Below are 26,207 nucleotides of genomic sequence, written 5' to 3'. Positions count from 1 at the left end.
GGCGTGCATGCGGTCGGGCCAGGCTCTACCGACGATCCACACGGCACGGGGACAATCAGCTACTCCCTAATGAAGAGAGCTGTTCCGTGGGCCGGATCCGTCTGGACACACGTGGCGGCGACGATCCTGCATATCTCCTCGCCGTCCGTGGCCTCACGTCCGTCGCGCTGCACCGGTGCCCGCAGGTGCACCTCCCGCGCTCCGGTCTCCGCGAGCACCTGCCGGACGTTGTGTGACCGGATGCCGCCCCCGGCGATGACCCGCAACCGGTCGCCGGCCCGCTGCCGCAGCGCGGCGATCTGCGTGGCACCGGCCAGCGCGGTCGGCGCCCCGCCTGAGGTGAGCACCGCGTCGGCCCCGAGGTCGATGAGTTCCTCGATCGCCGTCAGCTGGTCGCCGACCTCGTCGAAGGCCTTGTGCACCGTCACGGGCAGCGGTCCCGCCGCCTCGATGAGGCGCCGCAGTACGGCCAGATCGAGGCCGCCGGCGGCGGTGACGGCACCGACCACCACCCCGACCGCGAGACCGTGCGGATTGGGCAGGCTGCGGATGGCCTCGATGTCGGCGAGCATGACCTGCTCCTCGATCTCGCTCACCCGGAAGTCACCGCCCCGGGGACGGACCATGACCCGTACGCCTACCCTGCGCAACGTCCGCAGCGCGAGCTCGACCGTCCCCAGGCTCGGGGTGGTGCCGCCCTGGCCGAGGTCGGCGCAGAGCTCCAGCCGGTCGGCTCCGGCGGCCTCGGCCACCAGCGCGGTCGGCACGTCGCTCACGCAGATCTCGACCGTGGTCATGCGGCCGCCCCGGCCCGAGCGGACGCGGTGGTCGACTCCGGACGCAGCGGGAAGTGGCAGGCCACCTGGTGCGCGTCGCCGGCCAGCGGCGGCTCGGTCTCGCAGATGTCCTGGGCCAGGGGGCAGCGGGTCCGGAACCGGCACCCGGTGGGCGGGTTGAGCGCGCTGGGCAGCTCGCCCCGGATGGTCATCCCGTCGCGCGCGGACGCGGCGTTCGGCGTGACGGAGGGGACGGCGTCGATGAGCGCCTGCGTGTACGGATGCCGGGCGGCTCGGACCACGTCCCGCGCGGGCCCGACCTCGACGAGCTTGCCGAGGTACATGACGCCGATCCGGTCCGCCATGTAGTCGACGACGGACAGGTCGTGGCTGATGAAGACGTACGCGAGACCGAGCTCACGCTGCAGGTCCCGCATGAGGTTGAGGACCTGCGCCTGAATGGACACGTCCAGCGCGCTCACCGGCTCGTCGCCGACGATCAGCCGGGGTTGCAGGGCCAGCGACCGGGCCAGGCCGATGCGCTGCAGCTGACCGCCGGAGAACTCGTGGGGGTAGCGCTCCAGGACCCGCCGCGACAGCCCCACCTGGTCGAGCAGCGTCGCGATTCGCGCCCGCCGCTCCGCCGTTCCACCCACCTTCTGGATTTCGAGGGGTTCGGCGAGGATGGCGTCGACGCGCATCCGCGGGTTCATGGCGGCGTAGCTGTCCTGGAACATCAGTTGGACCTGCCGGTGCATCCGGCGGCGCTCCCGTCCGGCCAGGCCGGCGATGTCCGTGCCGTCCAGCATGATCTGCCCGGCGGTCGGCTGCTCCAGCCCGACGGCCAGCCGGCCCACGGTGGACTTGCCGCAGCCGGACTCGCCGACCAGCCCGAACGTCTCGCCCGGGCCGACGTCGAACGACACACCCGCCACGGCGCTCACCTGCCCGGCGGTCCGGCGCAGCAGCCCACGGCCGTGCGCCGCGTAGTTCTTGACCAGGTGCCGCACCGACAGGACGGGCTCGGCCGCCGGCTCACCGGGTCCGGCCGCCGCGCCTGCCGGATCCGGCACCGGCTCGACCCGTACCGGGGCGGGCAGGCTGACCGGCGCGGCGGGCTCCGCCGGCGCCGGGTGCAGGCAGGCGTGCTGGTGCTCGCCGGCGGACAGGGCCACCTCGGTGGTCCGGCAGTCGTCGGTGACGTGCCGGCAGCGTGGCGCGAAGCGGCAGCCGGTCAGGGGCCGGGACAGGTCCGGCGGCAGGCCCGGAATGCTGTAGAGCCGGGCGTGTTCACCGGACTCCCGGATCGCCGACTCGGGGAGCGCCTCCATCAGCGCCTCCGTGTAGCGATGCCGCGGCGAGCGGAACAGCTCTCCGGTCGCGGCGGTCTCGACCACCCGTCCGGCGTACATGACGGCGACCCGGTCGGCGCGGCCGGCGATCACCCCGAGGTCGTGGGTGACCAGGATGACGGCCATCCCGAACTCTTCCCGCAGGTCGTCGATGAGTTCGAGGATCTGCCGTTGGGTGGTGACGTCGAGCGCTGTGGTCGGCTCGTCGGCGATGAGCAGGCGGGGGGAGCAGACCAGGGCCATCGCGATGGCGACCCGTTGCCGCATGCCGCCGGACAGCTCGTGCGGGTAGTTGTCGACGATCCGCTCCGGGCGGGGCATCCCGACCCGGCGCAGGATCTCGATGGTCCGCTCCCGGGCCTCCGCCCGGCCGACCCGCTCGTGCACCCGCAGCGGTTCGCCGACCTGGACGCCGATGCGCATGGTCGGGTTGAGCGAGGTGAGCGGGTCCTGGAAGACCATGCCCATCCGGACGCCACGGATCCGGCGTACCTCGTCTGCCGTCAGCGATCGCAGGTCCCGGCCCTCGAAGAGGATCTGTCCTCCGGACACCCGGCCGCCGGGCGGCAGCAGGCCCATGATCGAGAGCGCGGTCATCGTCTTGCCGCTGCCCGACTCCCCCACGACGCCGAGGGTCTCCCCCGGCATGACCTGGAGACTGACCCCGTCGAGGGCGTGCACCGTACCGCGGCGCAGCGCGATGTCGGTGTCGAGATCGCGCAGTTCCAGCAGGGGCTGGACCACTGCCGTCGCGGGTCGGACGGTCGATTCGCTCATTTTCTGCTCCTGCTCAGCGTCGCCGGAGGCGGACCTCGAAGGCGTCCCTCAGCCCGTCGCCGATGAAGTTGAAGGCGAGAACGATGAGGATGATGGCGATGCCGGGCGGGTACAGCAGCCACCAGTGGCCGCTGTAGGTGTCCGCCAGGCCGTCGGAGAGCATCCCGCCCCAGTTCGCCGCCGGCGGGGGGACGCCGAGGCCGAGGAAGGACAGGTACGCGACGTAGAGGATCGCGTCGGCGACCTGGAAGGTCGCGTTGACGATCACGGTGCCGATGGCGTTCGGCACGATGTGCCGGCGCACCGCCCGGCCGCCGGTGCCACCCATCCCCCGCATAGCCTGGACGTACTCGCGGGAGCGCAGGGTCAGTGCGTCGCCCCGGACCAGCCGGGCCGGTCCCAGCCAGGCGAAGGCGCCGATGATGACGATGAGCATGGACACGCTCGGTGTGACGATGGCGGCGAGCAGCATGAAGAGGAACAGCGATGGGATCGACATCATCGCGTCGACGACCCGCATCATCGCCGAGTCCACCCAGCCGCCGGCGAACCCGGCGACGGCGCCCCAGATCGTGCCCAGGGCGGTGGCGAGGATCCCGGCGGCGAGCCCGACGATGACCGAGGTCTGCCCGCCGAGCATGAGCCGCCCCAACTGGTCGTAGCCGACCCCGTCGGTGCCGAGCGGATGCCCCTGCTCACCGGGGGCCAGGTGGACAGCGGTGAGATCCGTGTGCACCTGGTCGGTGTGGTAGAAGAGCGGACCGAGGAAGCAGATCCCGGCCAGCAGGACGAACAGGCCCAGGCCCACCAGGGCGAGCCGGTTCTCGCAGAAGACGACCAGCCCCTGCCGCCAGAGGCCGCGCACCGGCGCCTCGGCGTCGGCCGGCTGGTCGGGGGCGGCGCCTGGGCGGACCGCCTCGGGGAGTGTGGTCATGACGCGCTCCGCTGGAGTCGGACCCGGGGATCGACGGCGGCGTAGAGCAGGTCGGCGACGAGCGCGCCGACCACCGTCGCGATCGAGATGATGACGGTGACCCCGAGCAGGATCGGGAAGTCACGCTTGAGCGCCGCCTGCCAGAACAGCTGCCCCATGCCGGGGAAGTTGAACAGCGACTCGACGACCAACGCCCCGCTGAACAGCGCGGGCAGGTACATCCCGAGCAGCGCGATGACCGGGAACAACCCGTTGCGCAGCGTGTGCCGCAGCACCACCCGCCGCTCGGAGAGGCCCTTGCTGCGGGCGGTGCGGACGTAGTTCTCGTTGAGGTTGTCGACCATGGCGGAGCGGACGTACCGCGAGTAGACCGCGATGGTGACGATGGCGAGGGTGATTGTGGGCAGGACCAGCCCGGCCGGATCGGCGAGCACCTCCGCCACCGTGAACCCCTGCGGCGCCTCGGGCGGCAGGATCGGCCAGACCTGCGAGAAAAGAATGATCATCATGAGGCCCATGAAGAAGATGGGCGTGGCGTACGCCAGCAGCGACAGCGAGGTGATGGCGTAGTCCGGCCAGCGGTTGCGGCGTACCGCTTGGATCACCCCGAGCGGGATCGCCAGCACGATGGCGAGCACGGTCGACAGCAGCGACAGCACCATGGTCTTCGGCAGCCGCTGGCTGATCGCCTCGACGACCGACTGGTTGAGCTGGTACGAGTAGCCCAGGTCCCCCTGCAGCAGACGTTGCACGTACATGCCGTACTGCTGGAACCAGGGCCGGTCGTAGCCCATGTCGTGGTTGAACGCCGCCAACTGCTCCAGCGTCGCCTCCTTGCCGAGGGTGGCGCGGGCCGCGCCCCCGGGCAGCAGGTGCAGGATGAGGAACGCGATCACCGTGACGAGCACGACGACGACGAGGGCCTGACCCAAGCGCGTGATGAGATACCGGACCACCTGGGCCCTGCCTCCTCCCCGGTGGGGGCCCCGGCGGCGCGGTGGGCGCCGCCGGGGCCGGGACGATCAGTGGTCGGTCACTTCCAGGACCAGTCCTGGAAGTACATGAAGTTCATCGGGTCCTGCGGCTCGACCCCCTGCAGACCGGACCGGTACGCCGAGACCTGGAACACCGGGTTCGGCATCCAGAGCACTGGCAGGTCCTTGGCGAGGAAGTCGTTGTACGCCTTGAGCGCGCTCTCGTCGCCGGAGAACTGCGTGGCCTCGATGAGCTTGTCGGCCTCCGGGTTGCTGTAGCTGCCCAGGTTCACCGGGGCGCCGGTGGCGAAGAGCCGCTCGCCGCTGGCGAAGGCCGGGTAGTACCAGCTGCCCTGCGAGCCGAAGAAGGACATGTCCCACGAGCAGGTGGCATCCGTCGGCTTGCAGGCCGGGGTGACCGCGACCGAGTCGGGCACCTCCTTGATGGTCAGCGGGATGCCCAGCTTGGCCATCTGCGACTTGATCTCGGCGAACATCTTCGTCGTGGCCGCGAAGCCGGTCTGGCTGGTCACGGTGAGGTTCAGCGCCGTGCCGGCGGCGATGCCGTCACCGCACTGGTTCGGCCCGCTGCCCGGCGACTGGCAGGTGGTCTGCCCGTCCGGGGTCACCTTCCAGCCGTGGCTCTCCAGCAGTTCCTTCGCCTTGGCCGGGTCGAAGGAGTACGCGCAGCCGGCGGCGTCGGCGCCGTTGGTGCCCGGCTTGGCCGGCACCGGGCCGCAGGTCGGCGCGGCCGTGCCGGACCAGATCACCTTGCTGATCGTCGGCTGGTCGATGAGCATCTGCAGCGACTGCCGCAGGTACGGCTGCTTGAACAGCACCCCGGTCTTCGGGTTGTTGAAGTTCAGCTGCAGGTAGGTGACGGACCAGCCGTACCACGGCGAGACCGTGTAGCCCTTGGACTTGAGGTAGCCCTCCTGGGAGAGGTTGGCCGCGGGCACGTACCCGTAGTCGATGTCGCCGGCGCGCAGGACGTTGAACTCGGAGTCGTCGCCGGTGAACGGCCGAAGCACGACCTTGGCGAGCTTCGGCTTGTCCGCGCCGGAGTAGTTCGGCTGGGCGGCGAGGGTGACCTCGCCGTTCGGCACGTACTTCGCCAGCTTCCAGGGGCCGCTGTTGACCTTCCACAGCTCGTTCGAGTCGTACGTCTTGGGGTCCTTGGCGGCCGTGGTGAGGAAGTCGAAGACCTTCTTCGCGCCCTCCGGCGTGCTGGCCAGGTCGCTCACGGCCGCGGTGGCGGAGTCCTTGTCCCAGGCGTGCTGCGGCATCGGGGTGATCTTGTTGAGCTGGTTATCGACGAACCACGCGGTGTTGAAGACCTTCGTGGTGGTGATCGAGAAGGTCTTGTCGTCCTTGACCGACCACTGCGCGATGTTGTCCGGGAGGCCGCCGGCCCGGTAGGACGCCCACTTGTCCTTGTTCGCCCTGACCAGGTCGTACCAGAACTGGATGTCCCTGGTGGTGACGGGCTTGCCGTCGGACCAGGTGTTGTCCTTCAGCGTGATGGTCATCGTCTTGCCGCCGTCGCTCACCACCGGCGCCTCGGCCATCGAGCGCTGCGGGTCGATGTTGTACTGCGCGGTGCCGTCCAGCTTGTACTGGTAGAGGGACCGGTACAGCGCCTGGCCGAAGATGGCGTTCTCGCCCTGGGTGAAGCCGGGTGCCGAGATCGGCAGGATCCAGTTGGGGGTACGGAAGGCGACGGTCGCGGTGTCCTTGCCCTGACTCCCGCCGCCCTTCGACGAATCGCTGCCACCACCGCAGGCGACCAGACCCGCCCCGAGGGCGACCGCGCTGGCTACCGCGACCGCGCCGCGGAGGACTCGCCGGGGAAATCTGCTCCTCATGAATCTCCTCGATTGATGTGCACTGCCCCGCGTCTCCGGGCGCTACCGGCGGTGCCACGCGTTCGGCCGCCTGGTGCTGCTCCTCGACGTTCGACGCGGAGAATGTATCCGGGCCGAAGTCATGAGTCAACGAAACTTACCCTCTTTATTCGCCGACTTCGGCCAGGGTATGGTCGAAGTCGGCGAAGCATCGACCGATACTCTTCGCGTGGGCTCCGGCGCGCACCCTGCCGTGCACTGCGACACTGAGGCGGCGCCGGAGGACCGCCCGAACAAGGAGAGGCACCCTTGGAACCATCGATCTCCGCCACGCTGCGAGACCAGACCCTGAGCCTGCTGGCCAGCGGCACGGTCACCTCGCGCGCCGACCTCATCGAGGCGTTGCAGGTCGCCCCCTCGACCGTCACGAGCGTGGTACGCCGGCTGCTGGAGGAGGGCGTCATCCTCGAGGAGGGGGTGGGTCGGTCCACCGGGGGACGACGCCCCCGGATCCTGCGCCTGCGGGAGACCAAGGGGATCCTCGCCGTCGCGGAGCTGGGCGGCAGGCACGCCCGGGTGGGGTTGTGCGCGCCCGACGGAGGGCTGCTCACCACCGAGGAGGTGGCCATCGACATCGCCGCCGGGCCAGCGGAGGTGTTCGAGGTCGTCGGGGCGACGGTCGACCGGCTCCAGGCGGCGACCGCGGCCGGCCAGGAGCTGCTCGGGGTCGGCGTGGCCCTGCCGGGTCCGGTCGAGTTCCCCGGTGGGCGGCTGATCGGCCCGGCCCGGATGCCGGGCTGGAGCGGCGTCGACGCGAGGGCCCGCCTCGCCGAGCGCTTCCCGGTGCCGGTGGTCGTCGACAACGACGCCAAGGCGGCGGCGATCGGCGAGTACGTCACCCGGAGAGACGAGTTCGGCGACATGATCTACGTCAAGGCCGGCACCGGCATCGGCGCCTGTCTGGTCAGCGGCGGTCAGATCTACCGGGGCGGGCGCGGCCTCAGCGGCGATGTCACCCACGTCCGTGTGGCGGACAGCGGCGAGCGGGAGTGTTCCTGCGGCAGCCGGGGCTGCCTGGAGACGGTTGCCAGCGGTGCCGCCCTGGCCCGCCAGTTGGCCGAGCAGGGCTCGTCGGCGACCTCGATCCGGGAGATCGTGGCAGCGGTCAGCGACGCCGACCCGACCGTGGTGACCATGGTGCGGCACGCCGGCCGGCTGCTCGGCGTCGCCCTCTCCGGCCTGGTCAACTTCCTCAATCCCGATGCCGTCGTCATCGGCGGCGCGCTGTCCAGCCTCGACGTCTACGTGGCCGCGACCCGGGGGATGCTCTACGAGCGCTGCCTACCGTCCGTGACCCAGTCCCTGACCATCGAAGCCAGCGTCGCGGGCCCGGATGCGGCCCTGGTCGGCCTCGGGCACCTGCTGCGCACGACGACCGACGTACGACCCTCCTGAGGAGCAACACCCGTGCCCCGTCCCCTCCGCGTCGCCATCGGCGGCGTCCACATCGAGTCCAGCACGTTCTCGCCGCACCTGAGCACCGCCGACGACTTCGAGGTCACCCGCGGCGATGCGCTGCTGGCGCGATACGACTGGCTCTCCCCCGCCCAGCCCTGGGCCGCCGACGTCGAGTGGATCCCGCTCGTGCACGCCCGGGCCCTGCCCGGCGGGGCGGTGGACCCGGCGACGTACGAGGTCTGGGCCACCGAGATGGTGGAGAAGCTGGGTGCGGCCGGCCCCCTGGACGGCATGCTGCTGGACATCCACGGCGCGATGACCGTCGTCGGAAGCGACGACGCGGAGGGCGAACTCGTCACCGCCATCCGGTCGGTGATCGGGCCGGAGCCGTTCATCTCCGCCGCGATGGACCTGCACGGCAACGTCTCGCAGGTGCTCTTCGACGCCTGCGACCTGCTCACCTGCTACCGCACCGCCCCGCACGTCGACGTGTGGGAGACCCGTGAACGCGCCGCCCGGAACCTGGTCGAGGCGCTGCGCCGGCAGCAGCGCCCGCACAAGGCGCTGGTCCACGTGCCGATCCTGCTGCCGGGCGAGATGACCAGCACCCGCGAGGAGCCGGCCCGGGGCCTCTACGCCCGGATCCCGGAGGTCGAGGCCCGGGACGGCGTCGTCGATGCGGCGATCTGGATCGGGTTCGCCTGGGCCGACCAGCCGCGCTGCCGGGGCGCGGTCGTCGTCACCGGCACCGACGCCACCGCCACCACCGAGGCGGCCCGCGAGCTCGGCGGGCACTTCTGGGCGGCCCGCGACGAGTTCGCCTTCGTCGCCCCCACCGGCTCGATGGACGAGTGCCTCGACACCGCCCTGGCCGCGGTCGCCGATCCGGCCCGGCGACCGTTCTTCATCAGCGACTCCGGCGACAACCCGGGCGCCGGCGGCGCCGACGACGTCACCTTCGCCCCGGAACGGATGCTGGCCCGCCCCGAGATCCGCGACGGCTCCCGTCGTGCCGTGTTCGCCTCGCTGGTCGACCCGCAGGCCGTGGCGCAGATCGCCGACCAGCCGCTCGGCTCGCCGGTCCGGGTGACCGTCGGCGGGCGGATCGACTCCCGGGACCCGGGGCCGCTGCCGCTCGACGGGATCCTGGAGGCGGTCGCCGACGATCCCGACGGCGGGCGGTGCGTCAGCGTACGGGTCGGCGGGCTCAGCGTCCTCGTCACCTCCCGCCGGATGCAGTACCGCCTGCTGGACTCCTACGCACGGCTGGGCATCAAGGTCGACGAGATGGATCTCGTCGTGGTGAAGATCGGCTATCTCGAACCCGAACTGTTCGACGCGGCCGGAGACTGGCTGCTCGCCCTGACGCCGGGCGGCGTCGACCAGGACCTCGCGCGGCTGCCGTACCAGAATGTGGTGCGACCGGTGTTTCCCCTGGACCGCGGCTTCACCGCGGACCTCGCCGTGGTGACCGGGTGATCGCGTGACCCAGCCCGAAGGTCATTGCGTCCTCGCCGTCGACGTCGGCGGAACGACCATCAAGGGGGCCGTGGTCGGCGAGGACGGCCGACGCCGGCACACGCTGACCGTGCCGTCGCGCGCGGACGACGACCCGGTCAAGGCGGTCCGGTCCCTGTGCCTGCAGCTGCGCGACGACGCGCTCGATCGCGGTGCCACACCCGCCGCGATCGGCGTGGTGACGCCGGGCCTCGTCGACGAGACGAACGGGGTGGTGCGGTACGCCGCCAACCTCCGGTTCCGCAACGTGCCGCTCCGTGCCCTCGTCGGGGACGACCTCGGGCTCCCGGTGGCGGTCGGGCATGACGCGCGGGCGGCCGGCGTCGCCGAAGCGGTGGCCGGGGCGGCCCGTGGGCTGGACAACTTCCTGCTGCTGCCGCTGGGCACCGGCATCGCCGCGGCGGTGGTGGTGCACGGCGAGCCGGTGCCGGGCGCGACCGGCTCGGCCGGCGAGGTCGGCCACATGCCGGTCCACCCCGGCGGGGAGCCGTGCAGTTGCGGGCAGCGGGGATGCCTGGAGGTTTACGCCTCCGCCGGCGGGCTGGCCCGCCGCTATGCCCGACTCGGCGGAACCCCGGACTCGGACAGCCGAGCCATCGCCGACGCGGTGGCCACCAATCCGGTCGCCGCCGCCGTCTGGAACGACGCGACCCAGGCGCTGGGGATCGCCCTGGCCACCCTCACCCTGACCCTCGACCCGGCCCGCATCGTTCTCGGCGGTGGGCTGGCCGACGCGGGCGCGCTGTTCTTCGACCCGGTACGCGACGCCCTGCGCGCGGCCCTCGCCTGGCGGACCCCGCCCCCGGTGCTGGGCTCCGTCTTCGGTCCGCAGGCCGCACAGATCGGCGCCGCCATCCTGGCCCGACGGCTCGCCGGCCTGTCCGTTCCCGACGGCTGGGGGGCACCGGAGCGAGGAGAGGAATGAGCCGGTTGCCTCGGTGACGTGGCCTGGAGACCTTGACGATGCCCGTTCGGTGCGGGTGGATGGGGCAGACACCTCTGGCGGTCAGCGGTGCCACGGCAGTCCACGGGAGAGGATCCACATGACAGTCCCACGCCTGCGCGGTGCCGCGCTCGTCACAGTCGCCCTGGTGACTGTCGGATCAGTGGTGGCACCGGACGCGGCCGGCGCAGCACCGGGCAACCCCGGAGCCCCTCGCTACTCGGCTGGCGCCGCGAGCGTCGGCGACCCGTACTTCCCCGACGAGGGCAACGGCGGATACGACGTCCAGCACTACGACATCAACTTCTCCTACGACCCGGCAACCCGGTTCATGGCCGCCACCGCCACCATCACCGCGATCGCCACGCAGGATCTCGACCGGTTCAACCTGGACTTCCGCGGTCCGGAGATCTCGTCGCTGACCGTCAACGGGCACGCGCACGACTTCGTCCGAGACGGCCAGGAACTGGTCGTCACGCCCCGCCCGAAGCTCAAGACCGGGCAGGCTTTCACCACCGTCGTGAGGTACGCCGGCGTACCGGGTCCGATCACCGATCCGGACGGGTCGATCGAAGGCTGGGTGCCCACCGACGACGGCGCCTTCGTCGTCGGGGAGCCGCAGGGCACACCGGCCTGGCTGCCCACCAACGACCACCCGACCGACAAGGCCACCTTCCGGTTCACCGCGAAGGTGCCGGAGGGACTCACCGCCGTCGGCAACGGCCAGTTGCTGTCCGAGGAGACCCGGGACGGCTGGACCACCTTCACCTGGGACTCGACCGAGCCGATGGCCACCTACCTGGCGACGATCACCATCGGCAACTTCGTGGTCACCAAGTCGACCACGGCGAGTGGGATCCCCGTGTACGTCGCGATCGACCCGCGGCAGGTCGCCGGGTCCGCCGCCGCGGTCGCGCAGATCCCAAAGATGATCGACTTCCTCTCCTCGACGTTCGGCCCGTACCCCTTCGCCTCGACCGGTGCGATCATCGACCGGGCCCCCGACGTGGGCTACGCCCTCGAGACCCAGACCAAGCCGATCTTCTCCAGCGCGGCGAGCGTCGGCACGATGGCGCACGAGCTGGCACACCAGTGGTACGGCGACTCCGTCTCCCCGCAGCGTTGGTCGGACATCTGGCTCAACGAGGGCTTCGCCACCTACGCCCAGTGGATGTACACCGAGTACAACGGCGGCGCGTCAGTCAGCCAGACCTTCAACAGCAGCAGCAACTACGGTCGGGCCGCGTCGTCGTCGTTCTGGCAGATCGTCCTCGCCGACCCCGGCCCCGAGGACATGTTCAGCAACATCCCGTACAACCGGGGGGCGATGACGCTGCACGCGTTGCGGGGCAAGGTCGGCGACGACACCTTCTTCCGCATCCTGCGCAAGTGGGCGGCCAACCACCGGTACCGCCACGCCGCAACGGCCGACTTCATCGCCCTCTGCGAGCGGGAAACCGGGCAGAACCTCACCGCCTTCTTCGACGTGTGGCTGTTCGAGAAGGGCAAGCCCACAACCTGGTGACGTGCGTGGGGTCCCGCGACCGAGATGGTCGCCGACAGCGCGTGACGGAGCGCGGCCGGCCGTCCCAGCAGTGGCCGCGCACGGACATGCCGATGAGCGGAAGTTGTCAGATGGTTCTGAGCCTCTTGCCGCGATCGATGCAGGCTCGGACCACGGCAGCTAGGGCAAGGCCCTAGCATTCCCCCATGATCGAGGACTTCGCGGATCGGCTCCTGTGCGACATGGCCGGCCTCGACCCCTGCACAGCGGTCGTCGAGGCTGGCGAGCAGGATGTCGATGGGCTGACCGACTACGGCCCGGAGGGCCACCAGGCCCGCGCCGACCTCGCAGCCCGCGCCCTGCGCGAGCTCGAGATCTTAGGTGACGCACTGCCGGCCGCGACCCCGCTGCACGCCCACCTCGCCGAACGGCTGCATACGCGTATCGCCTTCCATGACGCCGGGGAGGACCTGCGCGAACTGCACGCGGCGGCCACCGGTCCGCTCCAGCTCATCCGCCAGGCCGTCGAGGCCGCGGTTCCCGGCCGCGGCGCCGAGGGCGCGGAATTCGAGGAGGGCTGGGCTCGTGTCAGCGCACGCCTGGCCGCGATCCCCGCGGCCCTGGACGGGTATGCCCGCAGCCTTCTACTCGCCGCGGAGCGCGGCAATTTGCCGGCGCGGCGTCAGGTGGAGCTCGTCACGCAGCGCTGCCGCAACTGGATCGACGACGATGTCGCCCTGGTGGATCGCTACGGCGAGGGGCGTCAGCGGGCGTCGTTGCAGGCCGCAGCGACGGGCTCGCGAGAGGCGTACCAGAAACTGGCCGAGATGCTGACCGCGGACCTGGCACCGCGGGCCGTTGAGGAGGAAGCGTTCGGCCAGCAGCGGTACGCACTCTGGGTGCGCACCTTCCTCGCGGCCCAGCCTGACCTGCGCGAGCTGTACGACTGGGGCTGGGACGAGTTCCGAGCGATAGAGGCAGAGCTGATCGCGGAAGCGAAGGCCCTGGGCGGGAGCGTGCCAGAGGTGCTTGCCTGGCTCGGCAGCCCCGACGCACCCGGCACGCTGCACAGCAGGGAGGCGTTCGCCGCGTGGCTGCAGGAGCTGTTGGAGGCAACCACCGAGCGGCTGGACGGCGTGTACTTCGACATTCCCGCCCCGCTGCGGCGCATCGAGTCGCGGTTGACCACGTCGTCCGGCATTGCCTATATCGGGCCGTCGCGGGATCTGGCGCGGCCGGGTCGGGTCTGGTGGTCCCTCCCCGAGGACGGAGCGAGTTTCCCCACTTGGTACGCCTACAGCACCGCCTATCACGAGGGCGTCCCCGGCCACCACCTCCACCTCGGCTCCGAGGTCTGCCGGGGAGGCCTCGGGCAGCGGCTGAACCTGCTCGGCGGCCTCTCCGGCAGCCAGGAGGGCTGGGCACTGTACGCCGAGCGGTTCATGGACGAGCTCGGGCTCTATGAACAGCCGGGTGCTCGACTGGGACATCTATACATGCAGCTCCTGCGGGCGGCACGGGTTGTGCTCGACATCGGCCTGCACCTGCGACTGCCGATGCCCTCTGGTGACGGAGCAGTGTGGACGCCGGATGCTGCGCTGGAGCTTCTGCGGGACCGCTGTCACCAGGGGCCGTACGCCTCCGCCGAACTCGGGCGTTACCTGGGCCGGCCAGGGCAGGCGCTGGCCTACAAGGTGGGTGAGCGCGTGTGGCTGGCAGGCCGCTCGTCCTTCCCCGGCGACCGGCGCGCATTCCATCGTCACGCGCTGGAGCTGGGTTCGCTGGGCTTGGATCAGTTGACGTCCGCCCTCCAGGCTGACCGCGCACCACTCGTGCACCGCAGTGCAACAAGCCAGGGACGGCGCTTGTAGCTGCACGTCCTTGACGTCCGACCAGTCTGAACCAGGGCCAGACTCAACAGCGCGTACGACCTTCGTATATCAACACGGTCATGGTCTTTTCCACGTCCGGATCTGCCGCGATCCGATCGCTACGCTACGTGACGGCTCCGCCCGGCTGGTCAGCGTGCGGACATGCCGATGACCGTGCACCGCGTTTCAGCCGAGAACGATGGGCGGGCCGAGGTCGACCACTCCGCCGATTCTCGCCACGATGCCGGATTCGGTACGGGTCGCGCTCGCGGAGATCGATGATGGCCTCTTGAGTGTGTCACCCTGGTGGACTTCGATGTCGCCGTTGCCGGAGGTGTCGAGGAGGTGGGCGGCGAGGCAGCCGACACTGTTGGCGTTCGCGATGTCCTCGTTGACCCCGATCGCGGGGGCGAACATGCGGGCTGCCGCCGTTCTTGTGGTCGGCGAGAGTGCGTAGGTGAAGCAGCCGAGATACCCGAGTCGCCGGCACTCGGTTGCCAGCCGATCGAAGTCGGGCTGCATGGACTGCAGCGTCCCGTGATCCTGGACGGGGACGAGCAGTCGTGGCGTGCCCGGCGAAGCCACTCGTACGCCGGCGGCGATGTCCGCTCGTTGCAGGCCGAGGGCCGCGATGATGCCACCACCGGTGGCGTCGCCGTCGTCAGCCAGGGCGATGGCGCCTTGGTCGAACCAGACTTCGACGCCTTCGCGACGGCGGATGGCGGTCGTGGCGAAGGTGCGACCTGCGGTGTGCTGGCGCCCGTGGTGCTCGATGGCGCCGCTGCGGTGCAGCAGGACGGCTTGCGCGGCGATGGTGCCATGGCCGCAGTTCGTGAGTTCCCCGGCGCTGGTGAAGAAGCGCACCGTGGGCGTGTCCGCTGTGCCGGTGTCGATGAACGCGGTGTGGGAGGTGCCGGTCCTACGGGTGATGGCGTGCCGGTCGCCGTCGGTGAGCGTGGCGTCGTCGATCACGACCGCGGTGGGGCTGCCGCCCTGCCCGTCGCGGGTGCAGGCGTTCACCACTGCCACCGGTGGGCCGGCCATCAGGTGGGTGTGACGTCGGCGAAGCGGGGAGCACCGGCCTCGAGGTCGACGCGAGCGGCGCGGGCGGCGAAGCAGATCGCGTGGTACCACCCGCACAGCAGGAGCACGTCGAGCAGTTGCCGCTCGTCGAACGACTCCTGCGCGGATCGCCACAGTGCGTCGTTGATGTCGCACGAGTCGTGCAGGGCGTCCACCATTCGGATGAGCGTGGCTTCGCGGCCGGCCGTCCAGCAGGGATCGTCAGGGCACCCGTGGGTGAGCGAGGTGACCTCGGCCGCCGTGAGTGCAGCACGGTCAGCGAAGACCATCACGTGGACGCCCCACTCGTATTCGCAGCCGCAGCGCGCGCAGGTGCGCAGGATGACGATCTCCCGCTCTCGGAGTGTCAGGGTCAGGTCACGGCCGAGTTCATACCTGCCCAAGTGGCTCATCGCGACGGTCATCGGCAAGTTCTTGGCCAATGTCCGGAAAAGGCCGATAGGAGGCACGCCAGCCGGCGTCATCGTGGCGAGTTGTGCCGCCACGTCTGGCGTGAATGGCGGTTCGAGCGCTGGGATACGGGCCATAACCCCTCCAGGTGATTCGGATTCAGAAGCACCGTAGCGATTCGGTTTCCGAAGCGCCAGGGGGCGGTGCTTCAGGGGGTCAGTGTTCGCCGTCCTCGCCCAGGGCCGAGGCCCACGCGTCGGACCAGCGGGCGAGCGGGCGCAATGCCTGGTAGGCGCCGCGGCCCAGCTCGGTGAGCGTGTAGGCCGCGTCCGGCTGCTGGCCGACGAGGTGGGCGTCAAGGAGCTCGGTCAGCCGTTGCCGCAGGACGCTGGAGGACATGTTGTCGCAGCGCTGCTGCAACGCGCGGAACCCGACCGGCCCGTGCCGCAGCTCCCAGACGATGCGCAGGTTCCAGCGGCGGCCGAACAGGTCGAGGGCGGCCATGAGGGGTCGCCCGGTGCTCGATCCGCGTACCGGCCGGCCTGGCCTGGGTGCCGTCATCGCCTGTGCCACCCCTCTTGATGCCTCGAACTTCGATACAGTACCCTCCGCTGTGGTGATTCGATTTCCGAAGCGATAGGGGGAAGGCTTCGTGAGGCGACTGCGCGGCGTGGCGGTGCGATGACGCTCCCGCCGCTGCCGGAGAAGGACCACCACTGCGAATCGTGTGGTCTGCGATACGGCGACCTGACCCCGTCGGCGGCCCTCGGGCTGATCCGCAGCCATCCCGCGCAGTACCGCCGCCGGCTGCAACACCTGTCCGTCGACGTCCTGCGTCGGCGGCCCGCGTCCGGGGTGTGGTCGGCGCTGGAGTACGCCTGCCATGTCCGCGACGTGTACGACGTCTACGAGACCCGGGTTCGCCGCACGCTGACCGAGCACGAGCCCACGCTCGAGCCGATGCGCAACGACGAGCGCGCCGCACAGCGCGCCTACAACCAGCAACCGCTGGCCGCCGTACTGCTGGACCTCGAACGGAACGCTGACCGGTTCGCCGCCCTCGCGAGCGAGATCAGCGAATTGCAGTGGAGCCGCTGCGCCGTCCGGCTCCCTCGGGAACGCCGCTCCGTCCTGTGGATGGTGCGGCAGGCCGCGCACGAAGGGCTGCATCACCTCCACGACATCGGCGCGGGCCCTACCGACAGGGCAGTGTTGTTCGACGTCGACGGCGTGCTCGTCGATTCGTACCTCGCGTACCGCCGGATCTGGAGCCGATGGGCAGACCACCGCAACCTCGATCCAGATCTGGTCTGGTCACACACCCACGGCCGCCGGGCCGTCGACACCATCCAGGTGGTGGCGCCACACCTCGACGCCGCCGCCGAATACCGGCTGATCAGGGAACTCATGACCCCCGAAGACGGCAGCTTTCCCGTGTACCCCGACGCCGCCGCGGTGTTGGGCCTGCTGAAGGACCGGCGGTGGGGCGTGGTGACCTCAGGCCGAACGGCCACGGTCCTACACCGCCTGCGTGCCGGTGGGCTACCCGATCCTCCGGTCCTGGTCGACAGCAGCCAGGTCCGACGCGGCAAACCCGATCCGGAGGGCTACCTGCGCGCGGCCCAACTCCTCAACGTGCCGGCGCCCGACTGCCTGGTGATCGAGGACGCTCCCGCCGGCGTAGCAGCAGCCCGTACCGCAGGCATGACGGTGATCGCCGTACGCACCACCCACCCTGACGACGAACTCGCCGGCGCACACCACCGCGCCGACACCCTCAGCGACGCCCTCCCCCTCATCACCGACTGGCTGGACAGGACGCAACCGTAACCAAAGGAACCGAACGATTCGATCTGATCGTCGCCGATGCGGGCCGTTGGCTCCGTGCCCGCGATCCGCGCCGCCCAACCCAGGCTCACACCGCCGTCGTCGAAGGCAGCCGGTGTTCGCGGTGGTACCCGTACAGGCGACGGCTCGAGATCCCCGGGTGTTACCGGTCGCCAGCTACTCAACGGAGGTTCTCATGCACAAGCTGGTGGTCCTGTACCCCCACCCCGCCGATCCCGACCACTTCCGCGACTACTACGTGACCAACCACCTTCCCCTGGTCACCCGCCTGCCCGGCCTGCTCGCGTGGCGCTACAGCTTCGACGTCGCAGCCACACAGGGACAAGCGCCATACTTCGCGATCTTCGAAGCCGAGTTCGCTGACGCTGCGACCATGAACGCGGCGAGAGCGTCGCCGCACGGCCAGCAGGTGGCCGCCGATGTCGCCAACTACGCCACCGGTGGTGCGGTCGTCATCCACTACACGGTGCAACACGGCACCGGCTGAGCCTGAACCCGGACGAAGCGCCCCACGTCCGAAGAGCGCCACGTCGGCCTCAACACCAACGGCGCCAGCCCCGGCGGGTCAACACCGCGACCGTCATCACCGCCGTGACCGCGTTTGTTCGGGTCGCCTGAATGCGGGATCGAGCCGCTCGATCGGACGCCGAGGAGCTGCCGCCGAAAGGCCCTCGCCGAGCCGAGAATCGCTCGAACCTAACCCCGCGAAGGACGGTGCGCTGCCCCCGACACGTTGCTGACCTCGACACAGAGAACGTGCAGTTGCAGGCAAAGGCTTTGGTCGACCGGCGAGACGCATGCGGCGAATTGTCTCGGCCGCTGATCGGCTGCGCGCTCATGCCGCCGAGTGTGCGCGGATCTGCCGATGAGCGGATGTGTGCGTGGTGGCTCCCACGGTGCGCTGCGGCCGGCGGCCGAGCCTTCTGCTCCGCTCAGGTCACTGACGTGAGATCTAGCTGATAGAGCAGGCTGCGGTGGGTGGGCCGATAGCCGAAGGAATCGTTGATCCGGCGCATCGCCGTGTTGCTGTCCGCGGTGTCGGCGAGCAACCCGGCGAGGCGGGGGAATCGGTTGCGGGTGCGCGTGATCTGCTCGACCTTCATCCAGCGGGCCAGGCCACGACCGCGGTGCTCGGCCAAAACACCCGTGCCGTAGTGCTGGCCGTCGCCCGTGCCGTCGCCCGGCACCACCAGCTCGGTGAACCCGGCGATTTCACCGTCGGCCGCCACCGCGGCCGTGGTGCACAGGATCTCGCCGCGACGGGCGACCGCGTCCGCGACCGCGTGCAAGCGCTCGACGTCCCAGGGCTGCGGGACGTAAGCGGCGTCGTCCATCGGCATGTCGTCCATCGCCCGGCGGGAGCGGGCGAACGTGTTCGCCAGCTCATCCGGGACCGTGCCTTCCCAGTGGATCAGCCGGTAGCCGGATACCGGGGCGTTCACCAACGTGTCGCCGTCCAGCGGCAGGCGGGTGTAAGTGAGGGCCAGCACCTGTCGCAGGCCATGTGCCCTACAGAAGTGGTCGCCCTCCGCGCCCTGCCGGACCGGCTCGGTGAGCAGGCCGCGCATCCCCAAATCGGTTGCGGCGTCGTTGACCGTTTCGAGCAGCCGGGTACCGACGTTGGCGCGGCGCTCGGCGGGGTGCACCTGGAGCTCCAGATCCGCGACGCCGCCGGTGGCGGGGACCCGTAGGAAAGCGGTGCCGAGTGGCCGGCCGTCCACGCCAGTGGCGAGCCATGCCAGCCGGTAGCCTGACGAGCTGTGGGCCGGATCGATCAGCGGCGTGATTTGCAGGATCATGGCCGCCATTCTGACGGACGGGCGAGCGCACGGATCTGCCGCACTGCGCGCGCTCAAGCCGAGATCAGTACGGCTGATCTTGACGTGCCAGACTGCCGCTAGCATCGCCGGCATGGCAACGCGGCTTGTTCAAATCAACATGAAGGCTCGGGACGACTCCGCGCTGGGCGGTTTCTGGGCAGAGACGCTCGGCTGGGCAGTCTCCAGCGAGGGACCCGGCGTGACCAACCTCGAACCCGAGGGCTTCGTCTACCCCGACCCCGTCGCTGTCTGCCTCGACCTCATCGCCTCCCCGGAACCCAAGACGGTGAAGAACCGCGTGCACGTCGACCTCGCCACCACCTCGGCGGCCCACCAGGCGGAGCTGTTCACGCGCCTGAAGGATCTCGGCGCAACACCCGCCGACGTAGGCCAGGGCGACGTCCCATGGACGGTCATGGCCGACCCGGAGGGCAACGAGTTCTGCGTGCTGGACCCCCGACCGCTCTACCGAGACACCGGGCCGATCGCCGCGGTAGTGGTCGACTGCGCGGATCCGCGAGCCATGGCCCGCTTCTGGGGCACGGCCATGGACTGGACCCTGCACGAGGTGACCGACCACACCGCGGTACTGCGCTGCGCCAGGGGCGTCGGCCCATATCTGCAGTTCCTCCGCACACCCGACGTGAAGACCGTGTGGAACCGCGTCCATCTCGACATCCGCCCATACCCAGGCGACGACCTGCAGGCCGAGGCGGCCAGACTGCGGACTCTCGGCGCCACCACCATCGACCTGGGCCCGAGCGATGTCCCGTGGACGGTCCTAGCCGACCCGGAAGGCAACGAGTTCTGCCTCCTCACCCCTGGCTGACCAAAAAACGGCGATGCCGGCAGTGAGGACGTTGCGCCGGACCTGCACCAGATCAACGCCGGGCGGCAAGGACTCCTGCGCGATCACGTGGGCCGGCCCGCGGACGGTCCGGCGCCGGCGCCGTCGGGCGAACTGGTCGAGGAGGTTCGGATCCGGGCCGGCCCGGGCATCGTCGGCGACCGGTAGTTCGGCAAGCAGGCGCATCGCGACGCGTGCGTGACCGCACATACCGATGTACGGGCGAGGCCAGCAGCTGGACGATCCGCGACATGGCAGCCAGCGTCACCCGATGACCTTGCGCCCTCGCATTGGCGCACCATCCAACGGGTGTGCGGCCGAGGCCTCCCCGAACGCCTGGCGCAGGTGCAGGGCGACCTCCTCTTGGGCGTGCGCGGCCTTGTCCAGCACCGCGGCAAGGCCGAAGAAGTCGTGCATCACTCCCCCGTAACGGACCGACGTGGCCCGCACGCCGGCGGCCTCCAAGCGGGCGCACCACTCGTCGCCCTGGCTCTGCAGCACGTCGCGGTCTGTGGTGACGATCAGTGTCGGCGGCAGACCGGCGAGGCCCTGCGCGGAGAGCGGGAGCAGATCGGCCCTGGGGTCTTTCAGGCTGTCGGTCACGCCACGGAAGGCGTGCATCAGCATCCAGGACAGCAGTGGACGATTCAGCGGCCGGGCGTCTGCGGCGTCTCGCATGGACGCGCCGTACTGGGCGGTGGTGGTCAGCGGGCAGACGAGCACCTGCGCCACGGGCAGTGGCTCACCTGCCTGCTTGAGCTGACCGCAGGTCGCGGCCGCCATGTTCGCCCCGACGCCCTCGCCACCGATGGCGATGCGTGACGGGTCGCCGCCGAGCCCGGTGGCGTTGGTCCGGAGCCATCGGTAGGTGGCCAGCACGTCCTCGTGGGCGGCCGGGAACACGTGCTCGGGAGCCTTGCGATACTCCGGCGACACCACGATCACGCCCGTCCGGTTGACCAGGGCGCGGCAGGACGCGTCATAGTCGTCGTTCGTGAACAGGATCCAACCGCCACCGTGCACCCACATCACGACGGGCACCGGATCGGAGGTCTGGCCGAGCGGCTTGTAGACGCGTACGACCAGATCACCACCCGGGCCGGGCACGGTGACGTCCGCTGTCGATCCGACCTCCTCGGGGTCCGTCGGCCGCCCGTCCTGCTGCAGGATCTCCATCGCCGCGTCGGCGAGGCTCGGCTGCTGGCGGGCCTGCTCGAGGGTGAGGAGCTCGTACGGGGCCAGTACCAGTCGAGACCAGGTGTCGAGGATCCGCTGCGCCTGGGTGTCGAGCAGCCAGGAGGCGTCGGTCGACAGGACGTTGCTGCGGCCGGATACCCGGTCGCGTACCTTGTCCATGAGCCCGGCGGCCACGTGCATGAGCCTGCGACGGCGTCCGGTGGGCGGGACGGTGGGATGCGAGCGGGCCGGGACCGACCGCTTGGCGGCGAGGTACCGCTCGCCGAGCCGACCCATCTCCTCCGCGCCCACCGCCCGACGCAGCGCCGGCAGGAACTCCCGTTCCTCCTTCTCGATGTGATGCCGGATACCGCCGATCAGCTTGTTCAGCGCCCCCTCGAACTTGCGGCTGCCGGGATCCGCATGGTCAAGCAGGACGAGCAGCCTCTTGAGGGCCTGGTGCTCGTCCCGCCCCTCCTCGGCCTCCGCGGCGGCGCCGATCTCGGCCAGCGCCGGATACAACACCTCCTCCTCGGCGTGGGCGTGCAGGGCGCGGCCGTAACTCACCTGGTCGACCAGCATGCGCCGGTCACCGCGTCCGGCCTCGAGGTGCTCGAAGAGGCGGTTCGCCACCACGTGCTCGTCGGCGATCAGGTGGTCGAGGTCGCCCGGCAAGGTCGCGTACGGCAGCGTCATCGGACACCTCCTCCTCCACACTTACCGCAACCGGCACCGCCTTCGCGGCATAACCTGGCATGTCGCCAAGAACCCGAACGGGCGGGTCGACGCTGGTCAGCGCACGTCCCAGCCAGGCGTTGGCGCCCGGCTCCCCCCGCAGTGAACATGGGTCGGCCGCGTACACTCACGCCTGTCTCCCCCGTCAGCAGAGCCCGCGTGATCATCCGGCGCATGCGCCCTCCGAGGGGGTACGGACGGCCCGCGGGGGCGAGCGCGGCCGACCCGGCTGACCGGGGAGACCTACTTGGTCGTCGCCGCCTGGAACGCTTCGCCGTACTACCGCCGCAGATCCCGCGTCGCCTTGATCAGCTCCACCACGATTCACGCTCGCTCGCTGTCGGACATCTCGCGGAGCGCGCGGAGATCGGCACCCTGCCAGTCGAGTTCCCGATCCGAGCGCGAACGTTCCGCCCACCAGCTCAGAGCTTCCGGCCGGTTGTCGGCCAGCTCACGGTCGAGGAATTCCACCGAGCTCTCCACCCGGCTCAGGGCCCGCCGGCACAGCTCAGCACTCTCCTCCGGGGTCAGCCACGCCATCTTCTCGAACATGTTTGTGACTTCGCATTTGACGGCGACCCGGACATCGTCGAGGTTTACGTCAGCAACCTGCGCAAAAGATCGACGAGCCTTTCGGGCGTTCTGCTATTCAGACCGTACGACTCGTCGGCTACCGACTGGATCCCGATGGCGGCTGATCGCCAGCAATGACGAAAACGCTTCGCGACGGTGCGGGCACGTCCCACCTTGGCCGCCACGGTGACCGTCGTGTCGCGCTGGTGCTCACCGCAGTCAGTCTGGTCGTGTTCCTGCGTCATTCGCTCGTGGAACGCGTCGAGGCGATCGCGAAGGTGCGGGCCGAGGACGTGGCCACCCTCGCCCGCCAGGGATGCTGCCCGCAGCGTTGGCGGTCGAAGGCGACGACGGCAGCATCGCCCAGGTCGTGGACGGCGCCGGGCGGGTCTTGGCCGCGTCCGCCGGCCTGCGGCGCGACCAGCCGCTCGCCCACTTCCGGCCGGGGGGTTCGGCGTCGGAGGCACGGACAATCCACGATCTTCCATTCGGCGATGGCAGCTTCCGCGTCATCGCCCTGGAAGCCGACACTCCCGACTGGCCGGTGACCGTCTACGTCGCGGCGAGCCTCTCGCCGGTCGATGACGCAGTCGAGTTCCTCCAGGGCGCCCTCGCCGCCGGCGCGCCGCTGCTGCTGGCACTCGTCGCGGTCACCACGTGGATGGTGGTGGGACGGACGTTGCGGCCGGTCGACGCCATCCGCGCGCAGGATCCCCACGCTTACCGCGATCGCACAGCGCTACACCCGCACCGGCGACACGCACCGGCCCACCGCGACGGTGATCGACGCAGCCCAAGCCGAGCTCTGCGCGCTAACAACGCTGGTCGACACGACCGCGCGGTAGTTGCTGAGCCGTACCCCGTTCACGGGCTCTGTGTCTTGGGGCGGGGCCAACACATGGTGGCAGGGGGCGAGCTTTCGTCGTGGCTTGATCGGAGATGATCACCGAGTGGCTGGGTTGATTGAACACTTGGAGTCGTTCCTCGGGCTCATCGCGGGTGGTAGCCGAGGCGACGATACGACGCCGGAGGGCGTTCAGGTGGCGTGGTTTGGCCCCGACGTCCCGTTCGGCGGGGTCACGACCCTGGTGACCGTCGGGCTGTCGCGGCGTCATCTCAACCTGCCGAGTGGCGGGGCCTTGCACCAAGAGTTGGTGATGCACGTTCCAACCGATGACTTCCCGGCTCGGGCGGCCGGGCTGTTGTTCCAGGTGGCCGGTGAGATGGTGCGCCGCAGGACCGGCTTGTCGAATGGCCAGGTGATTGGCCCGCGCGGGCCTCTCTTCCCGGGCGGCCAGACCACAGCCATCGTGGCGATCAGCCCGAGATATTTGCCGGAGTCCTTCGCCGTCTGTCACACCGAACCCGCGCCGGTGGTCTTCACGTGGTTGGTTCCGATCACCACGGGTGAAGCTGAGGTAATCCAGAAGTTCGGGTGGGGGACGCTGGAGCAGGCGTTCGCGGCCCAGGATCCTGACCTGGCTGACCCCGGTCGGGCAGAAGTGGCGCTGGATGGGTTGGGCTCGCAGGCCTCAGCGGGCGGGTGATCGAGTATCCGGATCTGCCGCTGACCGCGCGCCCACCAGCCGCTGCCGCCCGACTCTGCTGAGACGAGTGAACGGTCAGCGCAGAACCTTCCACCCACCGACCCGCCTCGGGTAGAAAGATTTCTTGTGTTCGAGCGCATGACGACCGACGCCCGGGCGGTGATCGCGCGCATTCCGCGCCTCGCCCTGGCGGCGGACCGGCGCGAGATGACCCTCTGGGACCTGGCGGCGGCGTTGCCCGCACCGTCGGGCAACACCGCCGCGCTCTGGCACGCCCCTATCGCAGAGCCTCCGCCCGCCGCCGAGCCGTCCGCCACCGAATGCAGGACCGCCGGCACCGTGCCGCCGGCGAGCGTGAGCGGTGCTGCGCCGGGCCTACGCTTCGACCGCGAGGCACGGGCGGTGCTGGAGCAGGCGGTACTGGTCGCGCTGCAGGAGCGGGCCGAGCACATCGGCACCGAGCACCTCCTCGCCGCACTGTTGCGTACCGGGCCACCCGACGTCGTGGCCTGGTACGCCGCCCGCAGCGCCACCGCCGAGGCCGTCGACGCCTTGCTGGCTCGGCTGCACGGCGGCCCGGGCGTCGAGCGACTCCCGGCCAAGCCATCGAGGGCCGACCGGCGGAATTGGCGGCGGGCGACGGCGCGGGTGCATGGCGGCCAGCGGACACCGCGCCCGCTCCCCACGGTCGCCGTCGTCGTCACCATCATGGTGGTGCTCGCCGCCTGTATCTGGGGGTCGTGATCCGTCCGCGAGGTCGCCTCCCGTCAGCATCGCCACCCGCAACCGGGCATCGTCGTCAACGCCGACTCATCAGCTCCATGCCGATCCACGGTCGAACGCACGCTTCTGCCGCGTAGTTTGTGCTAAGCAGCATCACACCGAGCTGGTCCGGCCGTGCCAGGTTGTGGACGTCGCAACCAGGACGAGTCGCAGCCGGTGTGGATGTTGTCCCTTGGTCGCCGGACCGCCTCTGCGGCCTGTCGAAGGACATTTGGTGGACTTTTTGATCTGCGGACCGCTGCGACGGCCTTCTTGACGCGGCAGTCTCCAAATTGTCCGGCGGCGGTCCGACGAGGGGTTCGCCAATCTCCGGCGGTCTACGGCTGCGTGGACGAAGGTCATCTCCCCAGCGTGCGCACCGCAGTCGAAGACACCGCGGCCAGTTCGGGCTGCGCAGGCAGAAATACCGTGGGGACACCCAGCGACTGGTTCATCGCGGCGAGCTGGTACTCGGTCCGAAGGTCGGTGGTGTTACGCACGCCGCGGACGATCACTCCTACTTCATGGCGACGGCAGTAGGTGGAGGTCAACCCGCTCCAGGCCACAACGGTGACGGAGGTCCACTCGACCGGCAGAATGGCCCGAACAGCGGCCGCTCGCTCCTCTTCGTCGGTGCCCGGATGCTTGATGCTGTTGACCGCGACGAGCACGACCACTTCGTCGAAGAGGTCACGCGCCCGGTTCACCACATTCACATGCCCGGGATGGAAGGGATCGAAGGTGCCGGGGTAGACGGCTCGCACACGTACGCGACCGGGGGTGCGTGCGATCGAACGTGGCCCTGCCGATGGTTCGGGTGTCACGGCCGCAAGACCCGCTGCGCATCGCGGATGACCTGACCAGAGGCCAGTGGGGCCCAAGAGGCGAACAGTTCCCGGAAGTAGGTACCGTGCCGCTCCACCACCGCAGGATCGTGCTCGATGACGTCCAGTTCGTTGACGATGCTCAGATCCATGAGCGACCGAAGCTGAGCCGCATTCGGCGTTCTCACCTGACGTACGAAGCGGTCGAAAACCTGGCCGGTCTTTGCCAGCTCCCGCCAGCTGCGGCTACGGTCGCAAGCGCCATACAGATAGACAAGCTCCTCGGCGTCGGCACCAACGAGATCCTGTAGCACAGCACGATCGGCCCGATCAAGCAGGGCGAGGTCGAACCCGTCGGTGCCGTAGACGGCGTGGGTGAGGCCCGCAGCTTGCACGTCACCGCTGCAGCCAAGCACGGCGAGTCGTTCGCTGACTCGACATAGGTGGGCGTACAGGTTGCCCCCGGGATGCGCGATCTGCTCAGCTCCATGCCGGCGGAGCCAGACCCGCACGCCGTTGTTGGTGCTCATGGCCCGACTGTAGATATCGGCTGTCGGATTCGCTGGCCCCTGGGTGTGGGCAATATGTCACACCGCCGTGGATACGTCTGGCACTTGCCTGGCTGGGGGTCGGCAAACCCCAGCACGCCAC

The 26,207-nt window shown here is 69.9% G+C and carries 25 protein-coding genes; 11 read left to right on the top strand and 14 right to left on the bottom strand.

The window, feature by feature from the left end:
- Positions 1-59: 59 nt before the first annotated feature.
- The 5 genes from ACFYPD_RS16675 to ACFYPD_RS16655 all read right to left on the bottom strand — a co-directional run bounded on the left by ACFYPD_RS16675 (position 60) and on the right by ACFYPD_RS16655 (position 6,678).
- Positions 60-797 carry a copper homeostasis protein CutC gene (locus ACFYPD_RS16675; RefSeq protein ID WP_387113716.1) on the bottom strand — a complete coding sequence of 246 codons (738 nt, stop codon included), beginning with the start codon at positions 795-797 and terminating at the stop codon, positions 60-62.
- The gene (locus tag ACFYPD_RS16670; protein ID WP_387113714.1) at positions 794-2,905 is read right to left on the bottom strand and encodes a dipeptide ABC transporter ATP-binding protein; all 2,112 of its coding nucleotides are present in this window, start codon (positions 2,903-2,905) and stop codon (positions 794-796) included. Before ACFYPD_RS16670 ends, ACFYPD_RS16675 begins: the two co-directional genes overlap by 4 nt.
- Positions 2,906-2,918: 13 nt before the next feature.
- Complete coding sequence (locus ACFYPD_RS16665; RefSeq protein WP_387113712.1) at positions 2,919-3,839, bottom strand: ABC transporter permease; 921 nt, start codon at positions 3,837-3,839, stop codon at positions 2,919-2,921.
- Entirely contained in the window at positions 3,836-4,795 is a 960-nt protein-coding gene (locus ACFYPD_RS16660; RefSeq protein WP_387113710.1) for an ABC transporter permease, read from the bottom strand. The genes ACFYPD_RS16665 and ACFYPD_RS16660 overlap by 4 nt, the downstream gene beginning before the upstream one ends.
- A gap of 77 nt (positions 4,796-4,872) precedes the next feature.
- Positions 4,873-6,678 (bottom strand): peptide ABC transporter substrate-binding protein, encoded by a 1,806-nt coding sequence (locus tag ACFYPD_RS16655; protein ID WP_387113708.1) that lies wholly within the window; start codon positions 6,676-6,678, stop codon positions 4,873-4,875.
- A gap of 288 nt (positions 6,679-6,966) precedes the next feature.
- Between ACFYPD_RS16655 and ACFYPD_RS16650 the strand changes: the two genes are divergently transcribed.
- From ACFYPD_RS16650 to ACFYPD_RS16630, 5 genes are all read left to right on the top strand, one after another.
- Positions 6,967-8,112 carry an ROK family protein gene (locus tag ACFYPD_RS16650; RefSeq protein WP_387113706.1) on the top strand — a complete coding sequence of 382 codons (1,146 nt, stop codon included), beginning with the start codon at positions 6,967-6,969 and terminating at the stop codon, positions 8,110-8,112.
- A gap of 12 nt (positions 8,113-8,124) precedes the next feature.
- Positions 8,125-9,594 carry a M81 family metallopeptidase gene (locus tag ACFYPD_RS16645; RefSeq protein ID WP_387113704.1) on the top strand — a complete coding sequence of 490 codons (1,470 nt, stop codon included), beginning with the start codon at positions 8,125-8,127 and terminating at the stop codon, positions 9,592-9,594.
- A 4-nt stretch (positions 9,595-9,598) separates the two neighbouring features.
- Positions 9,599-10,558: an ROK family protein gene (locus tag ACFYPD_RS16640; protein ID WP_387113702.1), complete on the top strand. Its 960-nt coding sequence runs from the start codon at positions 9,599-9,601 to the stop codon at positions 10,556-10,558.
- Positions 10,559-10,724: 166 nt separating this feature from the next.
- A complete protein-coding gene (locus ACFYPD_RS16635; RefSeq protein WP_387113700.1) occupies positions 10,725-12,101 on the top strand; it encodes a M1 family metallopeptidase in 1,377 nt (458 codons plus the stop codon).
- Between the two features lie 185 nt (positions 12,102-12,286).
- Positions 12,287-13,951 (top strand): DUF885 domain-containing protein, encoded by a 1,665-nt coding sequence (locus ACFYPD_RS16630; protein ID WP_387113698.1) that lies wholly within the window; start codon positions 12,287-12,289, stop codon positions 13,949-13,951.
- Between the two features lie 186 nt (positions 13,952-14,137).
- Here the strand turns inward: ACFYPD_RS16630 and ACFYPD_RS16625 are convergent, their stop codons facing one another.
- The 3 genes from ACFYPD_RS16625 to ACFYPD_RS16615 form a co-directional block, all read right to left on the bottom strand.
- Positions 14,138-14,995 (bottom strand): PhzF family phenazine biosynthesis protein, encoded by an 858-nt coding sequence (locus ACFYPD_RS16625; RefSeq protein WP_387113696.1) that lies wholly within the window; start codon positions 14,993-14,995, stop codon positions 14,138-14,140.
- Positions 14,995-15,438 carry a carboxymuconolactone decarboxylase family protein gene (locus ACFYPD_RS16620; protein WP_387113694.1) on the bottom strand — a complete coding sequence of 148 codons (444 nt, stop codon included), beginning with the start codon at positions 15,436-15,438 and terminating at the stop codon, positions 14,995-14,997. The genes ACFYPD_RS16625 and ACFYPD_RS16620 overlap by 1 nt, the downstream gene beginning before the upstream one ends.
- 202 nt (positions 15,439-15,640) lie before the next feature.
- On the bottom strand, positions 15,641-15,928 hold the full coding sequence (locus ACFYPD_RS16615; protein ID WP_387113692.1) for a winged helix-turn-helix transcriptional regulator: 288 nt from the start codon (positions 15,926-15,928) through the stop codon (positions 15,641-15,643).
- A 177-nt stretch (positions 15,929-16,105) separates the two neighbouring features.
- On the opposite strand from ACFYPD_RS16615, the gene ACFYPD_RS16610 reads away from it, so the two are divergent.
- Both ACFYPD_RS16610 and ACFYPD_RS16605 read left to right on the top strand, forming a co-directional pair.
- A complete protein-coding gene (locus tag ACFYPD_RS16610; RefSeq protein ID WP_387113690.1) occupies positions 16,106-17,254 on the top strand; it encodes an HAD-IA family hydrolase in 1,149 nt (382 codons plus the stop codon).
- Positions 17,255-17,447: 193 nt separating this feature from the next.
- Positions 17,448-17,759 carry an EthD family reductase gene (locus ACFYPD_RS16605; RefSeq protein ID WP_357346010.1) on the top strand — a complete coding sequence of 104 codons (312 nt, stop codon included), beginning with the start codon at positions 17,448-17,450 and terminating at the stop codon, positions 17,757-17,759.
- Positions 17,760-18,204: 445 nt separating this feature from the next.
- On the opposite strand, the gene ACFYPD_RS16600 is transcribed toward ACFYPD_RS16605, so the two are convergent.
- Positions 18,205-19,071 carry a GNAT family N-acetyltransferase gene (locus tag ACFYPD_RS16600; protein ID WP_387113688.1) on the bottom strand — a complete coding sequence of 289 codons (867 nt, stop codon included), beginning with the start codon at positions 19,069-19,071 and terminating at the stop codon, positions 18,205-18,207.
- Positions 19,072-19,183: 112 nt separating this feature from the next.
- Here ACFYPD_RS16600 and ACFYPD_RS16595 point away from each other — a divergent pair, with 112 nt between their 5' ends.
- A complete protein-coding gene (locus ACFYPD_RS16595) occupies positions 19,184-19,921 on the top strand; it encodes a VOC family protein (protein ID WP_387113685.1) in 738 nt (245 codons plus the stop codon).
- Between the two features lie 282 nt (positions 19,922-20,203).
- Here ACFYPD_RS16595 and ACFYPD_RS16590 read toward each other — a convergent pair whose 3' ends face one another.
- The 3 genes from ACFYPD_RS16590 to ACFYPD_RS16580 all read right to left on the bottom strand — a co-directional run bounded on the left by ACFYPD_RS16590 (position 20,204) and on the right by ACFYPD_RS16580 (position 22,668).
- Positions 20,204-21,811, bottom strand: a complete 1,608-nt coding sequence (locus ACFYPD_RS16590) for an alpha/beta hydrolase fold domain-containing protein (protein WP_387113683.1) — start codon at positions 21,809-21,811, stop codon at positions 20,204-20,206.
- Between the two features lie 363 nt (positions 21,812-22,174).
- Positions 22,175-22,402, bottom strand: a complete 228-nt coding sequence (locus ACFYPD_RS16585) for a hypothetical protein (RefSeq protein WP_387113681.1) — start codon at positions 22,400-22,402, stop codon at positions 22,175-22,177.
- A gap of 44 nt (positions 22,403-22,446) precedes the next feature.
- Positions 22,447-22,668, bottom strand: a complete 222-nt coding sequence (locus ACFYPD_RS16580) for a hypothetical protein (RefSeq protein WP_387113679.1) — start codon at positions 22,666-22,668, stop codon at positions 22,447-22,449.
- Between the two features lie 71 nt (positions 22,669-22,739).
- Here ACFYPD_RS16580 and ACFYPD_RS16575 point away from each other — a divergent pair, with 71 nt between their 5' ends.
- The 3 genes from ACFYPD_RS16575 (at position 22,740) to ACFYPD_RS16565 (ending at position 24,714) form a co-directional block, all read left to right on the top strand.
- Positions 22,740-23,366 carry a hypothetical protein gene (locus ACFYPD_RS16575; protein ID WP_387113677.1) on the top strand — a complete coding sequence of 209 codons (627 nt, stop codon included), beginning with the start codon at positions 22,740-22,742 and terminating at the stop codon, positions 23,364-23,366.
- 7 nt (positions 23,367-23,373) lie between these two features.
- The gene (locus ACFYPD_RS16570) at positions 23,374-23,970 is read left to right on the top strand and encodes a suppressor of fused domain protein (RefSeq protein WP_387113675.1); all 597 of its coding nucleotides are present in this window, start codon (positions 23,374-23,376) and stop codon (positions 23,968-23,970) included.
- Between the two features lie 138 nt (positions 23,971-24,108).
- A complete protein-coding gene (locus ACFYPD_RS16565; RefSeq protein WP_387113673.1) occupies positions 24,109-24,714 on the top strand; it encodes a hypothetical protein in 606 nt (201 codons plus the stop codon).
- Between the two features lie 377 nt (positions 24,715-25,091).
- Here ACFYPD_RS16565 and coaD read toward each other — a convergent pair whose 3' ends face one another.
- Positions 25,092-25,496, bottom strand: a complete 405-nt coding sequence (coaD, locus tag ACFYPD_RS16560) for a pantetheine-phosphate adenylyltransferase (RefSeq protein WP_387113671.1) — start codon at positions 25,494-25,496, stop codon at positions 25,092-25,094.
- Between the two features lie 56 nt (positions 25,497-25,552).
- On the bottom strand, positions 25,553-26,086 hold the full coding sequence (locus ACFYPD_RS16555) for a DUF6817 domain-containing protein (protein WP_387113669.1): 534 nt from the start codon (positions 26,084-26,086) through the stop codon (positions 25,553-25,555).
- Between the last annotated feature and the right edge of the window lie 121 nt (positions 26,087-26,207).

Origin of the sequence: Micromonospora sp. NPDC005299, assembly GCF_042872345.1 — a bacterium.
Taxonomy (GTDB): Bacteria; Actinomycetota; Actinomycetes; order Mycobacteriales; family Micromonosporaceae; genus Micromonospora.
This window is presented reverse-complemented; position numbering and strand designations above follow the sequence as displayed.

Bases quoted from the DNA above. Each gene is read 5' to 3' on its own strand.
- ACFYPD_RS16675 (WP_387113716.1), bottom strand. From the start codon at position 797: ATGACCACGGTCGAGATCTGCGTGAGCGACGTGCCGACCGCGCTGGTG.
- ACFYPD_RS16670 (WP_387113714.1), bottom strand. From the start codon at position 2,905: ATGAGCGAATCGACCGTCCGACCCGCGACGGCAGTGGTCCAGCCCCTG.
- ACFYPD_RS16665 (WP_387113712.1), bottom strand. From the start codon at position 3,839: ATGACCACACTCCCCGAGGCGGTCCGCCCAGGCGCCGCCCCCGACCAG.
- ACFYPD_RS16655 (WP_387113708.1), bottom strand. From the start codon at position 6,678: ATGAGGAGCAGATTTCCCCGGCGAGTCCTCCGCGGCGCGGTCGCGGTA.
- ACFYPD_RS16630 (WP_387113698.1), top strand. From the start codon at position 12,287: ATGATCGAGGACTTCGCGGATCGGCTCCTGTGCGACATGGCCGGCCTC.
- ACFYPD_RS16625 (WP_387113696.1), bottom strand. From the start codon at position 14,995: ATGGCCGGCCCACCGGTGGCAGTGGTGAACGCCTGCACCCGCGACGGG.
- ACFYPD_RS16620 (WP_387113694.1), bottom strand. From the start codon at position 15,438: ATGACCGTCGCGATGAGCCACTTGGGCAGGTATGAACTCGGCCGTGAC.
- ACFYPD_RS16615 (WP_387113692.1), bottom strand. From the start codon at position 15,928: ATGGCCGCCCTCGACCTGTTCGGCCGCCGCTGGAACCTGCGCATCGTC.
- ACFYPD_RS16610 (WP_387113690.1), top strand. From the start codon at position 16,106: ATGACGCTCCCGCCGCTGCCGGAGAAGGACCACCACTGCGAATCGTGT.
- ACFYPD_RS16605 (WP_357346010.1), top strand. From the start codon at position 17,448: ATGCACAAGCTGGTGGTCCTGTACCCCCACCCCGCCGATCCCGACCAC.
- ACFYPD_RS16600 (WP_387113688.1), bottom strand. From the start codon at position 19,071: ATGATCCTGCAAATCACGCCGCTGATCGATCCGGCCCACAGCTCGTCA.
- ACFYPD_RS16595 (WP_387113685.1), top strand. From the start codon at position 19,184: ATGGCAACGCGGCTTGTTCAAATCAACATGAAGGCTCGGGACGACTCC.
- ACFYPD_RS16590 (WP_387113683.1), bottom strand. From the start codon at position 21,811: ATGACGCTGCCGTACGCGACCTTGCCGGGCGACCTCGACCACCTGATC.
- ACFYPD_RS16585 (WP_387113681.1), bottom strand. From the start codon at position 22,402: ATGTTCGAGAAGATGGCGTGGCTGACCCCGGAGGAGAGTGCTGAGCTG.
- ACFYPD_RS16580 (WP_387113679.1), bottom strand. From the start codon at position 22,668: ATGACGCAGGAACACGACCAGACTGACTGCGGTGAGCACCAGCGCGAC.
- ACFYPD_RS16575 (WP_387113677.1), top strand. From the start codon at position 22,740: ATGCTGCCCGCAGCGTTGGCGGTCGAAGGCGACGACGGCAGCATCGCC.
- ACFYPD_RS16565 (WP_387113673.1), top strand. From the start codon at position 24,109: ATGACGACCGACGCCCGGGCGGTGATCGCGCGCATTCCGCGCCTCGCC.
- ACFYPD_RS16555 (WP_387113669.1), bottom strand. From the start codon at position 26,086: ATGAGCACCAACAACGGCGTGCGGGTCTGGCTCCGCCGGCATGGAGCT.